At 58.7% G+C, this 13,644-nt stretch carries 13 protein-coding genes; all 13 read right to left on the reverse strand.

Annotated features, from left to right (window positions below; genetic code table 11):
- Position 1: 1 nt before the first annotated feature.
- Positions 2–1,030: an N-acetylneuraminate synthase gene (gene neuB / locus ACX93L_RS17590; protein ID WP_459406016.1), complete on the reverse strand. Its 1,029-nt coding sequence runs from the start codon at positions 1,028–1,030 to the stop codon at positions 2–4.
- 2 nt (positions 1,031–1,032) lie between these two features.
- Positions 1,033–1,953 carry an NAD-dependent epimerase/dehydratase family protein gene (locus ACX93L_RS17595; RefSeq protein ID WP_459406017.1) on the reverse strand — a complete coding sequence of 307 codons (921 nt, stop codon included), beginning with the start codon at positions 1,951–1,953 and terminating at the stop codon, positions 1,033–1,035.
- A gap of 260 nt (positions 1,954–2,213) precedes the next feature.
- On the reverse strand, positions 2,214–3,515 hold the full coding sequence (locus tag ACX93L_RS17600; protein ID WP_459406253.1) for an oligosaccharide repeat unit polymerase: 1,302 nt from the start codon (positions 3,513–3,515) through the stop codon (positions 2,214–2,216).
- A gap of 438 nt (positions 3,516–3,953) precedes the next feature.
- Entirely contained in the window at positions 3,954–5,387 is a 1,434-nt protein-coding gene (locus ACX93L_RS17605; RefSeq protein WP_459406018.1) for a hypothetical protein, read from the reverse strand.
- The gene (locus ACX93L_RS17610) at positions 5,377–6,642 is read right to left on the reverse strand and encodes an MATE family efflux transporter (protein WP_459406019.1); all 1,266 of its coding nucleotides are present in this window, start codon (positions 6,640–6,642) and stop codon (positions 5,377–5,379) included. The genes ACX93L_RS17605 and ACX93L_RS17610 overlap by 11 nt, the downstream gene beginning before the upstream one ends.
- Positions 6,620–7,429: an SDR family oxidoreductase gene (locus ACX93L_RS17615; RefSeq protein WP_169593500.1), complete on the reverse strand. Its 810-nt coding sequence runs from the start codon at positions 7,427–7,429 to the stop codon at positions 6,620–6,622. Before ACX93L_RS17615 ends, ACX93L_RS17610 begins: the two co-directional genes overlap by 23 nt.
- A gap of 10 nt (positions 7,430–7,439) precedes the next feature.
- Positions 7,440–8,816 carry a glutamate-1-semialdehyde 2,1-aminomutase gene (locus ACX93L_RS17620; RefSeq protein WP_459406020.1) on the reverse strand — a complete coding sequence of 459 codons (1,377 nt, stop codon included), beginning with the start codon at positions 8,814–8,816 and terminating at the stop codon, positions 7,440–7,442.
- An 11-nt stretch (positions 8,817–8,827) separates the two neighbouring features.
- Positions 8,828–9,505, reverse strand: a complete 678-nt coding sequence (locus tag ACX93L_RS17625) for an LbetaH domain-containing protein (RefSeq protein WP_459406021.1) — start codon at positions 9,503–9,505, stop codon at positions 8,828–8,830.
- Positions 9,502–10,275 (reverse strand): imidazole glycerol phosphate synthase subunit HisF, encoded by a 774-nt coding sequence (hisF, locus tag ACX93L_RS17630; protein WP_459406022.1) that lies wholly within the window; start codon positions 10,273–10,275, stop codon positions 9,502–9,504. The genes ACX93L_RS17625 and hisF overlap by 4 nt, the downstream gene beginning before the upstream one ends.
- Complete coding sequence (gene hisH, locus ACX93L_RS17635) at positions 10,276–10,893, reverse strand: imidazole glycerol phosphate synthase subunit HisH (RefSeq protein ID WP_459406023.1); 618 nt, start codon at positions 10,891–10,893, stop codon at positions 10,276–10,278.
- Position 10,894: 1 nt separating this feature from the next.
- Positions 10,895–12,106 carry an N-acetyl sugar amidotransferase gene (locus ACX93L_RS17640; RefSeq protein WP_459406024.1) on the reverse strand — a complete coding sequence of 404 codons (1,212 nt, stop codon included), beginning with the start codon at positions 12,104–12,106 and terminating at the stop codon, positions 10,895–10,897.
- Positions 12,103–12,852 (reverse strand): acylneuraminate cytidylyltransferase family protein, encoded by a 750-nt coding sequence (locus ACX93L_RS17645; protein WP_459406025.1) that lies wholly within the window; start codon positions 12,850–12,852, stop codon positions 12,103–12,105. The genes ACX93L_RS17640 and ACX93L_RS17645 overlap by 4 nt, the downstream gene beginning before the upstream one ends.
- Positions 12,849–13,640, reverse strand: a complete 792-nt coding sequence (locus ACX93L_RS17650; RefSeq protein WP_459406026.1) for a glycosyltransferase family 2 protein — start codon at positions 13,638–13,640, stop codon at positions 12,849–12,851. Before ACX93L_RS17650 ends, ACX93L_RS17645 begins: the two co-directional genes overlap by 4 nt.
- Between the last annotated feature and the right edge of the window lie 4 nt (positions 13,641–13,644).

Here is a 13,644-nt window from a genome sequence, read left to right on the forward strand (position 1 = left end):
TTCACGCGCCTTCGATGTCATCCCATTGAAGGGCTTGCCCGTCTGTGACGGGCCGCTTCAGCACCCGCCCTATAAGCGAATCGTGATGGCGCGGCAATATCCCGACCGCAGGCCGCAGCATCGCCATATCGGATGCGGCCAGGATGGTACCCGCCGGCAAGTTGCGCGTTGCCGCGATCGAGCGACGAGCGAGCACACGCATTTCCTGTTCCGAATCGGTTGGGCTTTTGTCGGCACTTCCCAATGCAGCTTCTACAACGCGGACCTGTTCGACCATGGTCTTCAGCTCCGATGGTTCGAGCGACGCCTTGTGGTCCGGACCCTCCATGGTTCGATCGAGGGTGAAGTGCTTCTCCACGACCGTCGCGCCAAGGGCCACTGCTGCCGGACATACGGCGATCCCCAACGTGTGATCCGAGTAACCGACGGGCAAGCCGGTCGAAACTGCAATCGACTGCATCGCCCGGAGATTGGCGTTCTCCGGTGCCGTCGGGTAGTTCGACGTGCAGTGCAGGATCGTCAGACATTCGTCGAGGTTGCGCGCTCCGGCCCAATGCTTCCGCAAGACCGAGACGGCATCGACAATCTCGTCCATCGTGGCCATGCCCGTCGAGAGGATGAGCGGCAACCCCTTGCGGGAAAGGTGCCGCAGAAACACATGGTTGGTAATCTCACCCGACGGGATCTTTATGCGCGACATGCCCAAGTCGACAAGGAAATCGGCCGATTCCGCGTCGAAGGGTGTCGACATGAATTCAATTCCGCGTCTTGCGCAGTACGCGAACAGCCCGCGATGCAGGTCGTGGCTCATCTCGAGCTTCTTCAGCATCTCATACTGGCTGCCTTCGCCCGTTGCCTCCTGCTGGTATTTTGCCTTTGCGGCGGATTTCTGCACCACCTTGTCGGCGGAAAAGGTCTGGAACTTCACCGCGTCGGCGCCGGCGTCGACGGCGGCGTCGACAAGCGCATAGGCAAGATGGTCCTGACCATTGTGATTCACCCCAGCCTCGGCGATGATGAATGTCGACATGATCAATCCTTGTCTCGGAAGAATTCGTTGCGGGGAGGCGCCCAATTCAATCTGGATTTCGTGGCGGTGATATCGACCTCGAGGTCACCGAACAGCTGTTGATCCATCGCGCGTTTCCCAATGAGGCGCAAGGCCGCACGCAGCAAGAAAACGGGAACGCGCACAAAGCGTGCCCGTTGTCCCGTGGCGGCCGCCAGACGTTCGAGAATTTCACGCGTGCTCATGGGTTTCTCTTCCGCGACCAGAATCGGCCGCCCGAGAGCGTTCGGATGGATGGTGCAATGGCGGATCAGGTCGCACAGTGTGCCGACACTCACCAATGAACGACGGTTTCTCGTCGCGAGGCCAAAGGGCAGCGGGAAGCCCCTGCTGATCATGTGCGACAAGGACCGCAGGTTCCCGACGGGCTCAGGACCGATGATCAGCGGTGGACGGATGACAACCACCTCCAATCCCGTCTCGGCGGCGATCTGGGCGAGCCCTTCTTCGGCAGCAAGCTTGGAGACCGCATAGGGCGAATGAGGTGCCGGCGGGTCGGTCTCGCGAAAGGGAGCGCCATCGGTCTGGTTTCCGTTCACGCCGATCGACGATATGAACACGAAGCGCTTGACGCCTGCCCCAACCGCCTGCCGTGCCAGATGCAATGTCGCATCCCGGTTCGCCCGCATGAACAAGGGCAGAGGGTCGTCTACCGTTTCGTGCAGGATGTGTGCCCTTGCAGCGCAATGAACGACACAATTGACTCCGCTAAGCGCCGCTCCGAGATCGGGTGTGTCGGTCAGGTCCCCCAGGGCGACGCTGTCCGTATCCATTGCAGTGGTGGTGCGCATGCCGGCCAGAACCCGCCCGTCCCGGCGGAGGAAGGGTACGAGTTGTCGACCCAGAAAACCTGCCGCACCCGTTACAAGAATGGTTTGTGTCATCAATGCCCCTCAATCGGCTACGAGACCCGCCTCGGCGGGTCTCGTAGCCGCCCTATGCAACACAGTGTTGTCGTTCCGGCCAGTCCAGGGATCCCCGCGCGAAAAACTGGTGTCTGGCACCAAAGACTTGCCAGGGCAGGCGAGACGGCGACCCAAATCGGACCTGCATCGCATCCGGTTCTCCTTCCTGGTCGAGCTCCTCGCTGGTTGTTGATTTCGTGTCCGGGTCTTAGAACCGGGCAAATTGCAGATAGGATCCTTCAAGTCGTGGATGAGTTCCTGGCAACGACTGCATCGGCCGGACGGCGCATGAGAACAAATGCCAAGACCAGCCAAACATGCGTGATGAAGCCGTTGCTGAAGCCAAGGGGCGTGTTCACGATGCTGAAAAAGATCCCCAGCGTGACGAAGGGGGCGAAAACAAACCAGCGTGCATCTTGCCCGAGCCTGGTATTCCGATAGACTAGGGCTGCCAGCCATCCCCACACCAGCGCAATTACCAGGCCGCCGTATAGATAGTCGACATAAAGCGTTCCAAACGCAGATGGATAAAAACCATAGATGTCGTGATCCAGCAGGTATTTGAAGTTTTGGGCCACTCCGTCGGGGTCGAGGCGACGCATGATCGCCGTCGTGATCTCGATGCCGTAAACCCCCATCAGCGGGCCGCCGGTGTAAGTCGCGAACAATGAATTCGAAATGACGATGCCCTGAATGAAGTACCAGACGAAGACAAAGATCAGATAGGTCGTCGTCGAGCCCAGGAGATCGACCATCCATTCGGCCTGGGGGCCGCCAAATGTGACACCCCACCGGATTGCGGCAAACCGCAACATCTCCTGTCCGCCACCGTCCAGTTCGGCACGTGTGATGAAGACATTGATGAAGTAGTTAAACCCGATAAGGGCCAGGACGATCGCGACGATCTTTACCAAAGGATGAATCCGGTGCGGCTTGGCGGCACCGAGCGCTTTGACGCGACCCCAGAGATACGGCCGCGCCGCATAAGCCAGAAACGCATAGGCCATGGTACTGAAAAGCGGCGTTCGCCCGCCCATGGCCAGACTTGCTAGCGCACCTGGAAGCACACCGAAAATGAAGATTTCCACCCAATTCGGCTTGCTTTTGAACAAGACGGCACGAACTAGGTAGACATAGCTCGCGGGATAACACAAAAAACCGATCTTAAACGCGCCGGAGCTTTGCGACATGGTCCCGAGCAACATGGCCTGGGCCTGCTCCGAACGAGCGGTGTAGGCGGAGGCCAGGTCGAGCCCGGCGCCGCGAACGAGCTCATAGCCCATCGAAATGCAGCCGACTACGGCGATCGACTTCAGGAGGAGATCTGCCCGCGAAAAGTCGATTTCGGTAGGTGCCTGAACCGGTCGCTGAGGCAGGTAGACCGTTCTCAGGAGGCCGCCCAAGCAGAACACGGCCAGGAACGCCAAAAGGATCAGGAAGCCATCGGTCGAGATTGTCCGGTAGGTCAACTGGAAAGGAAGCACCAGAAACGCGCTGAGCGCCCCGAGCCAGACGACAATCATGAAGAGCGCGGGATGCATCCTCACGAGACGAGTCCTTGCGTTTGATCTGGCGCCCCGGCGGCCGACCAAGCTGTGCGGTCGAGCCGGGGAGAAGCGTTTGATGCCCGCAATCTCCCTGCGCATGGTTGGCAAGAGTATTCCAACTCAAGAGTTCCGTCGACCGGAGTCTTGAATAGTATGTCGGGCAGATCGGAAATCTGCCGAAATTCGGGATTGTCGCCAGCAGCGCAAGAAGCACCGAGCAGTGTTCGTTTGATGAGCGACGTCATGAAATCCTGATCGAGATTGCCTGAGAACGATGTGCGGTGCAACTTTCGCGTTGAATGTTAGATCAGCCGGACTGGGTGCCGCTCTCCGTTACGGTTCACTGGCTGATGGGCTCCATAAACCCTGCCGAACTACGCGGGTCAAACAGAAACGACCGTCCCTGCGATAGATGAAAGCCGTTGCTGGGGCTCAATTGCCGGTCGTACTTGGGCCGTCGCCTTCCTGTTGATTTGGCTGCACAGCCATCAACTGCCTGATCTCCTGACCTACGATCTGGCCGAGTTCGGTTGCTCCGTTTGATGGATTTTCCGGATCAAAGCCCTTGAATGAAAAGAAGTCCGAAGGGAAACTTCCCTTGAGCAGCTTTGCGACAATCCGTCTCTGTCTTGCGGAAAGGTCCTGGACCAGCGGAAAGGCCTCGACCATCTGAGGAAGCGAAGGGACTTGATCGCGGTTCTCGAGAAGGATGAAATCTCCCTCGGTGGTGTAGTAGTTCCGCGTCGTGATTGATTTCGCGCCAGCCAAGGCGGCCTGCAAGCCGAGTGTGCCCGTGCAGGTGAAATTCACGCCGCAGAGGCCGAGCGCTTCCATTCCGCTGACTTCATAGGGCAGCAGAACGACATTGGGCAGGGCGAGGAGCCTCTGTATCAATCCTAACTGTCGGAATCCGAACTGTAGCGGATGATCTTTGACAAGGATCACATAGCCGGCGCTTGTAAAAGCATCGGCGGTCTCGACAAGAAGATCCTCATGTTCGATCAGCTTGAGATCATGAACCCAGTAGTCGATCGATGCCTCGGGGAACAACTGAAGGCCGAAAAACACCCGCCGGCTCTTGTCGAACGCTTCAATCTTGCTGCGCCAATCATAATCGACCATGGCTGTTATCTTACGGTCGGACAGACTTGGCTTGTGCCCGAGGAAGCTTTGCGCATCGAGATAGTGGAGATTCAGGCGATCTCGCTTCAGTAGCGAGATGAACCAGAAGATGAGGCCTCTCAAGCGGAAATACAGGAAGACCTTGAGGAAGCGGTACTGGGTGAAGTTCGCAGCCCCCTGAACGTATGACGGCGTGAAGAGTGGGGCCGTCAATGCGTCGACATGGCGCGTGACCTCGTCAGGATCGGGTGGCGCGTTATGCATGCACAGGACACCCTTCTTCATCAACATCGACATGTGGGGAAGCGCAGAAACCGTCAATTCGTAGAACGGGATGCCCCGCTTGAGCGCGATGATGGACAGAACGTCCGAGACGTACCGGTCGATCGGGAAGCTCAAGATCACGTCGGGTCTGGTCTTGTCGAGCACCCCCTTGAACGCCTCTGCCATCGCCAGGGCCATCGCCGAGGCACGCCGCTCGCCCATGAAGCGCAGGACCCGGCAGCGGGCCACAATGTCCTGGACCTCGCCCTGACTCAACAATTCTGATGAGTTGGCGTGCTTGTCATAAAAGATCTTCTGGTGGCGTTGAAAATCGTCGACGACGCAGAAATCGCCCTCGCCCCGCAGATCCGAGACGGTGTAGCTGCGGTGAAACCCCATATTACGCCCGAGATGGCGAAACCAGGGTTCAGTGCGGTGAATCGAATAGATCAGCACCGTGCTCTTGCGTTCAGTCGACATGTGAATTCTCCGAGGTCATGCGCACGAGACGTATCTTGGTGAGGATCAGGTAGGCCGTAGCGCTGACCCCCGTCGCTGCAATCACGCCGGGAATGTCGTACCACACGGCCGCTCCGATCATGATCGGAAGCCCTATCGCAAATGACAGAACCTGTGCGCGGAAGACAAATGTTTCCTGATGCAGCGCGTTGAATACGAGGCCGTTCAGATCCGCGCGCGCCCGGATCGCCGACACGACCAGCAAACCGCCAAAATAGGCAAGGTCGAGCCTGTAGGCGAGAATGAGTTCCACTGGTGCCAGCACGAAGAACCCGAAAATGCAAATGGCGGTCAACAGCCAGAAGATCAAAACTCTTTGGAACTCCCGCCTGACTATCGCTTCAAGCGCCTTAGAGTCCCGCTGCTGGCCGGACGCAAATACCGTCGGCAGAATCCGATTGAAGAAGGCGATGTTGAACACCTGATACAGCATCGCCGTCAGGAGAATGTGGCGAAAGAAGATACCGGCCTGTTCATGCGAAAGCAGCGCGCCGACCAACAGGCGATCCGACTGCAGGGTCAGAACTGCAGTCAACCCAAGGAGAAAATGCGTCCATGAACCGCGGTACTGCCCCGCGACAATTTCACGATAGCCAGCGCTTGCCGCACTTTCCGGCGAGCGCCCGCGGAGGCCGGTCCACAGGAGCGCTATCACCAAAAGCGTCGCAAGCGATGCCCCTGCCCAGATCCCGACGACGAATTGAAGCGTGAGTGCTTTGCCCCAGAGCGCCCCGGCGAGCACCCCGGACGCGATCACGACATTCTTTGCCACCGTCACCACCAGCATTGAACGATAGCGCGGCTCGACCATGGCCATCTGATAGGCGAAGTTCATCAATTGCTCGGCAATCGCGATGGTCACGCACATGGCGATGATGGCGGGCGATGCCTTGACCATAACGACCAGAGCGAGCACGAGGAGCGGGACGCAAAGCAGATAGTTGGTGGCGAAGAGCACCAGCGCCCGGGCGACAGCGTGATCGAAGCTTGCTGGCTCACGGCCGACCATGCGACGCATCAGGTCGATGTGGCGCTCATAGCCGATCGCAAAGGAGGCCAGTCCCTGCAACGTCACGAGCAGGCCGAACTGTCCCGCCTGTCCGACTTCAAGCGAATAGGTCGTGAAGACGACAAAGAGCGCCCGACTGCCGACCTCGAGAAATTTCAAAAGGACAACAAACATCCTGCCGATATCACCACGCCGTCCAGCCGCCATCGGCGGCAAGCACCTGACCGGTGATGTAGCTTGCCTGATCCGATGCAAGGAACACCGCGGGGCCGACGATCTCCTCGGCCTCGGCCATGCGCCCCATGGGTGTTCGCTGAGCGTAGTTCTGCTGAAACACGCCATTCTGACCGCTCGACACCCCACCGGGCACAAGGCAATTCGCCCGTATGTTGTGGGGTCCCCAATGTGTCGCGAGCCATTTCGTCAGCCCGACGACGGCCGCCTTGGAAGCCGAGTAGACTGCGGGCGTGTTGATCGGGCCGCCAAGGTAATAGGACCCTTCATAGATGCGCGGATCGGGCCCGACGAGCCCGTAGATCGAGGCTATGTTGATCACCGATCCACCTTTGCCCTGTGCAAGAAACTGCCTACTGGCAGCCTGCGACATCAGAAACATCCCGTCGATGTTCACCGACATCACGTCACGCCAGATTTCGAGGTCGTAGTCCTCGAATGGCGTGAAGAAGGCACGCACATCGCGCGATTTCGATGCGGCGTTGTTGATCAGCACATCCAGCTGGCCCGTCCTTGTGACGACTGCCGCCAGTGCTTCGCGCACCGATTGTGGATCGGTGATGTCGCAGGTAACGCCGAAGGCACCGTTTCCGGTGGCTTCGGCTGCCTCCGCCGTGGACGTGGCATCGCGATCGAGCACGGCTACGGTTGCGCCGGCCGCCGCGAAGCCTTTGCAGAAATTCTGCCCCAAGATGCCGGCGCCGCCTGTGATCAGCACCGTCTTTCCCGACAAGTCCGGCAATGTCTGAACGCTGCTCATGAACGAGACCTCAGTTTGTGGGGCGGAAGACAGGCTTTACAGGTTCGCCTTCAAGGAAATCGGTGGGGTTTCCGTTCAGCGCCGTCGCGTACACGTCCAGGGCCTTCGACGCTGCCACAAGTGTCTGGTCGAGCTCTGAGGGGCCATGGGTCAGCGAGATGGAAATCCAGGGGATCATGACCCTGTTGCGCAGCATCTCTTGCGCAAAGATCGTACGCATCACGGGGCTTGCGTGCCCCGTCGCGTCGCGGGTGACGTAGTTCAGTGCAACCGCTGGGCCTTCCACGAGGAAATGGTCGGCCAGTCCGCGTTCGGCCGCGAGGGCCTGCAGCCCTTCCCTCAGCCGTGCACCGTACGACCAAAGATGTGCCGGAACGTCCTCCTGCTCGCAGATATCGACGGCGGCAAGGAAGGCTCCCAGTGCAGGCATCTCTCCGCCATGTGTCGAGGAGAGGAGGAAGGTGCGCTCCATTCCGGGCTTGTTGATTGCTCCGACTTCCATGTATTCGGCCTTACCGGCCACTGCTGCCAGGGCAAAGCCGTTTGCCATGGCCTTGCCGAATGTCACGAGATCGGGCTCCACCCCGAAGAAATGCTGAGCGCCTTTCAGGTGCCAGCGGAATCCAGTGATCATCTCGTCGAGAATGAACAGCGCGCCATTCGCGTGGGCGAGGTTACGCACCTGATGCAGGAAATTGGTGCTGTTCTCCGGGCAGTCCGCGCAGGGTATCTGCGGCCACCGGGCCGAACAGGTGCTGCTGCAGGGCGTGATATGCGTCGCAGGCTCCAGCATGACTGCGGCGATCTGGCCGGGATATGCCTCAAAGTGAGCCGCCAACGAGTTGATGTCGTTGTAGTCGAACAACAGCGTCGTGCTGGCATGTTCGGAGAGAACCCCACGCTTGATCGCGGTTGACCCGATGAACCAGTCGTCGAACGAAAAGAACGGATGCTGGCGGGGCACGCACACGTATTTGCGGCGCGTATAGGCGCGAGCGATCTTCACTGCCGCGGTGGTCACGTTCGAGCCGTTCTTGGCGAACTTCACCATCTCGGCCGCGGGGATCAACTGGTTCAGGCGTTCGGCGGCGCGCAGCTCGGTCATCGATGCCCGGGTGAGGCCTACGCCCTTCCCGATCTCGGCGATCGCGGCGGCATTCACCTTGGGGTGCGCGTAGCCCAACGTGACCGATCGCAGCGCCATTCCGTAATCCAGATAACGGTTGCCATCCACATCCCAGACATAGGCGCCTTCGCCACGTTCCAGCAGAGCCGGTGCATTGGATGGAAACTGATCGTCTCCGCGCGAGTAGGTGTGCGCCCCACCGGGTATCACAGCGTGCAGGCGCTGGCTGAGCGATTGATTGTCGGTCTTGTCACGGGACATGGGTTGGATCCTTATCCGATCGTGCGCCAGAGGGGATATGGCGCGGTATTGGGCTTCATGCGCAGCTGGCCGGGGCGGCCCATGACCAGGGTGCCAGCCGAAATATCAGTGTCGAGAACCAGCGTTTCGGCCGCAATCTGGCAATTGTCTCCGACGACGCTCTTTCCGAGGACGGCTGCGCCTGGACGGAGTGTCACATGCTTGCCCAGCCGGGGATAGATATCCCGATTCGAACCGATGCCGCAGCGCTGATAGGAAACGAAGTAATCCTGATAATCACCGCGCCCCAGAACGGTGCCCAACGGGTGCACAAGAAGAAAGATCTCGGGCAGCGCCACCTCATAATAGATGTCGCAGCCATGTAGTGCCTTGTTGAGCAGAAACAGCTTGCTACACACCGCAGCGTCGCCTCCCTGACGGAACAATTCGTTCGACAGGAAATAAAGCCACATTGCATATTGGTCGCCATGCAGGTGGCTGAAGACCGATTGCGTGCCGTCAAAGAAGTACTTGTTGTCGATCTGCGCAAAACAATGCGCAAGCCGTGCCAACGCCTGGGGTACTGCATCACGCAGGTCATCGACGTTGACCGGATCCGGATCCGGAAACTGGTTATTCAACTGTGCTGTCGCATAGCCGGCCAACTGTGTCGGGGTCAGCGAAGTGCGGATATCCGAGACGGGTCTCACGACCTGCTACCGTGTTGCGAGCGAACGTTCCGCCCGTTTGTCGAAAGATAGCTGCGGACCTTGATCGGGCTCTGGTCGGTGAATAGGAACATGGACGAGATCGTGATGGCCGAAGCCCCTGCATCCAGAGCATCCATGCAGTGCTTCAGCGTTCCTGCGCCGCTTGAGGCAATCAGTGGCTTCTGGAGCCGGTCTGAAAGAGCGGCGATCATTTCCAGATCGTAGCCTTCCATCGTGCCGTCGCGATCGATCGACGTCATCATGATTTCACCGGCATGAGCATCTTCCATCCGCAAGGCCCATTCCACCGCATCGAGTTCGGTCCTTTCGGTCCCGCAACGTCGGTAGACAAACGACCCTTCCGGGCCGGTGCGATAGTCGACAGCAACCACGATACACTGATCGCCGAAACGCGATGCCGCCTGCGTGACGAAACCGGGACGATCGATCGCCGACGAGTTGATGCAGACCTTGTCGGCCCCGGCTTTCAGCAAGGCCTCGATCTGCTGAAGCGTCGTAATCCCGCCGCCGACGGTCAGGGGCATGAAGACCTCTTCGGACACCCTCTCGATAATACGCCCTTCGGGCGGGCGATTCTGTAGAGTTGCGTCGATATCGAGAAAGATCATCTCGTCGACACCATAGCTGTCGTAGACCTTGGCCGTCGAAACCGGATTTCCCGCTTCGCGCCATTGGTCGAAGAACTCGATGCCCTTGACCAGTCGACCGTCACGGATCAGGAACTTGGGGATGATGCGTTTCTTCAGCATTCAGAATTCCCTGTCCATCCAGTTCTGCAGGATCTGCAACCCGTTGTCCTGACTCTTTTCCGGATGAAATTGGGTTGCCACGATATTGCCGTGTGCCACCGCGGCAGTAACCGTCTGCGCATGATCGGTAGTGGCGATGACATCGTTTTGGTCCTTGCAGACCATATGGAAGGAGTGGACGAAGTACACGTCGTTTCCCTTGGCCGGCAGACCCTTGAACAGCCACTCCTCGCCGCAAATCTGCAACTGGTTCCAGCCGACCTGCGGCACCTTGGCCTCAGGCGTAGAAATCATCGGCATGACATCGGCATCAAACCAGCCCAGACCCTTGTGCGTGCCGTGCTCGTGGCTCACGCTGGCCATGAGTTGCATCCCTAGGCAAATTCCAAGGACGGGTTTGCCCTGGCCGAGGACCTGGTCGTTCAACGGGCCTTCGAGGTCGAGCGAACGCAGAAGGCCGATGGCATCGCCGAACGCGCCGACACCGGGCAGAACGAGCCTGTCCGCCGCCGCGAAGGCCGCAGGTTCGCGGCTGATCTCGGTGTCGTAGCCGAGATACTCGAACGCGTTCGACAAGGACCGGACGTTACCCATGCCGTAGTCGACGATGACAATCATCTCACTCGCCTTTGTCCGTGTCTTTCGTATTCCTGACTCGCCCCCAGGTCTTGTCTTGCGGTCCGAGCGGAACATCACTCAAATCCGTGCGGTCCCATTTGTCGAAGTCATAAGGCACAGGCCCGGTTTCGACCTTGGCCCGGTCAAACTCCCATGGATGGATCGCGAGGGGCCGAAGATACTCGTAATATTCGTCTTCCGTCATGCCAAGGATCTCAAGGAACCAGTCCATCGAGGCGGGGCGCTTGCCGTCGTACTGGGCTTCGAGGCGCAAAGCCTCTTCGCGCGTCTTGCGGCCGTGGCGGATGTCGATCGACATCAGGTGGTTCGTGCGGCCATAGCCACGCTTCACGAACTTCGAATAGTCACGCATTCCCTGGAAAGTGCATTCGACCTTTTCGTAGTGATACTCCGGCGGTACGCCTTCGACCTCGTGTCCGAACCAGTCCAGTTCCTTGCCGATGAGCTCGACGTTCGAACGGGTGTCCCACTTGATGTAGTTGCCCAGGCAGATTGAACGGACCTTGAGCTTCATCAGGTCCTTGCGTTTGGGATAGTTGAACATCCAAAGGTCGCGCATCTCGACACGCCCGCCGAGGAACTCGTACATGTCATCGGCAGTGATGCCCTGATTCATGAGCCGGTTGAAGCGCTTCTCGTCGACTTCTTCCATTTCTTCAAAGGTGTACCAGCTATGGTATTCAGCGGTGCTCTCTCCCCAGAACAACAGCGGCACCTCGAAACGCACAGCCATATGCATGACACCGGCATAGATGCCCGTGTGGCAATGCCAGCAGAAGTCGCCCCGGCGCTTGAAGCTTTCCAGCATGAGTTCGCGCACGACATGGAAGTTGGGCTGGAACTCTACCACATCGACGCCGAGCTTCTTGAACACCATGGTGTTGTTCTCTTCGACTTTTGGCCGGTAACCCCAATGGTTGAATCGCACGACCAGAGGCTTCAGCTTTAGCTTGCGGACGATGTACCAGAGCTGGAAAACACTGTCTTTTCCGCCCGAGAACGGTACGATGCAGTCGTAGAGCCCCTTGTTCGCATATTCGGCGATGAGTTCGTCAAGCTGGCGCTGACGGTCGTCCCAGTCGATGGCCTCAGCCTTGTATTCGGACTGGCGGCACACGCTGCAAACACCTTCTTCATCGAAGGTCAGCGTGTCGACGGTTTCGACGTTAAGGCAGCGAGTACATCTTTTCATGATTTATCTCCTTCAGAGACGGCGTTTTCCGCCCGGTGCTTCATGATCGCTTCGATGCAGATGAAATCAGTGAGATCATCAACTTCGAGAGACTTGAAGCGATCTGTCGAAATTCCCATCGTCGCATCGTGGCAAAAGCCACGTTTCTGGCGAATTGCGTCAATTGTCGACAGATAGAAGCTGCCGTCCAGTGCATAAACAGGTTCAAGGTCCTGACGCCTCGGCAACGTGCCGAAGTCGCCACCCTGCAGAGGGACGATCTGTCCGGATTCGGGGTCGCGGCGCACGGCAAAAGCCGGATGCTGGGTTTCCATCGCGGAAATTCCTACGGCCGCCGTGAGTTCCGGGCGCGACATCAAAGCCCTAAGCGCGCCGTCGATATCGGATGCCTCGGTCATCGGCGAGGTGGGTTCCAACAGTACCAGCAGGTCGAAACGGTCGCCTGCTGCTTCAAGCGAATCAATGGCATGCAGTATGAAGTCGATGCTGGGGGCCTTGTCCGAGGCGAGCTCCGCGGGGCGCAGGAATGGCACATCGGCTCCATACTTGCGACCGATATCGGCGTAGTCAGGCGAATCGGTCGACAGGATCACCCGGTCGACATATGCTGACGCCCTGGCAGCCTCGATCGGCCACGCCAGAAGCGGCTTGCCGAGCAACGGCCGGATATTCTTGTGAGGCAGCCCCTTTGACCCTGCCCGAGCGGGTATCAGTGCCAGAACTCGTTTGCCGTCAATCATGGTCATCTCGTCGCCAGGAGGTCCGGAGCCTTGACGAAGCGCCCGCGTACGCGCTGCATGAGCCGGTCGATGATCTTTACGCCGTAGAACCTTACCGTCGAGCAACGAACGCCATGCTTTTCCTGCGCGGCGCGAATTTCGTTGTTCTGCCGCAGGATCGACTTCATGTTGCCGCCGGTCGCGCCGCCCGAGCGCATCCGTACCCAGATTTCCGGGACATAGACCGACTGGACATTGTATGTGTAGAACGTCCGCAAAAGGAATTCATAGTCGGCGGCGAGCCGGTAGGACAGGTCGAAGTTGCCGACCTTTTCATAGACGCTGCGACGCAGGAACACCGTTGGGTGGGCGGGGATGAACCCGCTGCGTAAAGCCGCGCGTGTAATCGGCTTCGAATGCCAATGCCGCTCGATCTGTTCGGTGTGCTGGGGGTTCACATAAACCAGGTCGGCATGGCAAGCATCAACCGCCGGGTCCTCGAACACCTTCATTACCTGAGAGGCAACATTGCCGGAGGCATAGTAGTCGTCCGAATTAATGAAGCCGATAATTTCGCCGGTGGCAAAGGTGAGGCCCTTGTTGTAGGCGTCGTAGATCCCCTTGTCGGGCTCGCTGACGATTTTCGTGATCCGCGTCCCGACATTGCGACAGATCTCCACGGTGTTGTCCTTCGAGTTCCCATCGATAATGATGTGCTCGATTTCGGGATAGTCCTGCGCGTTCACGGACTTAAGCGTATCCGCGACAGTGGACGCGCTGTTGTAACACGCAGTCAGCAAGGTCAGCTTGGTCATCGGT

The sequence above is a fragment of the Rhizobium sp. CAU 1783 genome, assembly GCF_054551725.1.

Coding starts and splice junctions, on each gene's coding strand:
- ACX93L_RS17610 (WP_459406019.1), bottom strand. CDS start 6,642: ATGGCGGCTGGACGGCGTGGTGATATCGGCAGGATGTTTGTTGTCCTT.
- ACX93L_RS17595 (WP_459406017.1), bottom strand. CDS start 1,953: ATGACACAAACCATTCTTGTAACGGGTGCGGCAGGTTTTCTGGGTCGA.
- ACX93L_RS17615 (WP_169593500.1), bottom strand. CDS start 7,429: ATGAGCAGCGTTCAGACATTGCCGGACTTGTCGGGAAAGACGGTGCTG.
- ACX93L_RS17650 (WP_459406026.1), bottom strand. CDS start 13,640: ATGACCAAGCTGACCTTGCTGACTGCGTGTTACAACAGCGCGTCCACT.
- hisH (WP_459406023.1), bottom strand. CDS start 10,893: ATGATTGTCATCGTCGACTACGGCATGGGTAACGTCCGGTCCTTGTCG.
- ACX93L_RS17640 (WP_459406024.1), bottom strand. CDS start 12,106: ATGAAAAGATGTACTCGCTGCCTTAACGTCGAAACCGTCGACACGCTG.
- neuB (WP_459406016.1), bottom strand. CDS start 1,030: ATGTCGACATTCATCATCGCCGAGGCTGGGGTGAATCACAATGGTCAG.
- ACX93L_RS17600 (WP_459406253.1), bottom strand. CDS start 3,515: ATGCATCCCGCGCTCTTCATGATTGTCGTCTGGCTCGGGGCGCTCAGC.
- ACX93L_RS17620 (WP_459406020.1), bottom strand. CDS start 8,816: ATGTCCCGTGACAAGACCGACAATCAATCGCTCAGCCAGCGCCTGCAC.
- ACX93L_RS17605 (WP_459406018.1), bottom strand. CDS start 5,387: ATGTCGACTGAACGCAAGAGCACGGTGCTGATCTATTCGATTCACCGC.
- ACX93L_RS17645 (WP_459406025.1), bottom strand. CDS start 12,852: ATGACCATGATTGACGGCAAACGAGTTCTGGCACTGATACCCGCTCGG.
- hisF (WP_459406022.1), bottom strand. CDS start 10,275: ATGCTGAAGAAACGCATCATCCCCAAGTTCCTGATCCGTGACGGTCGA.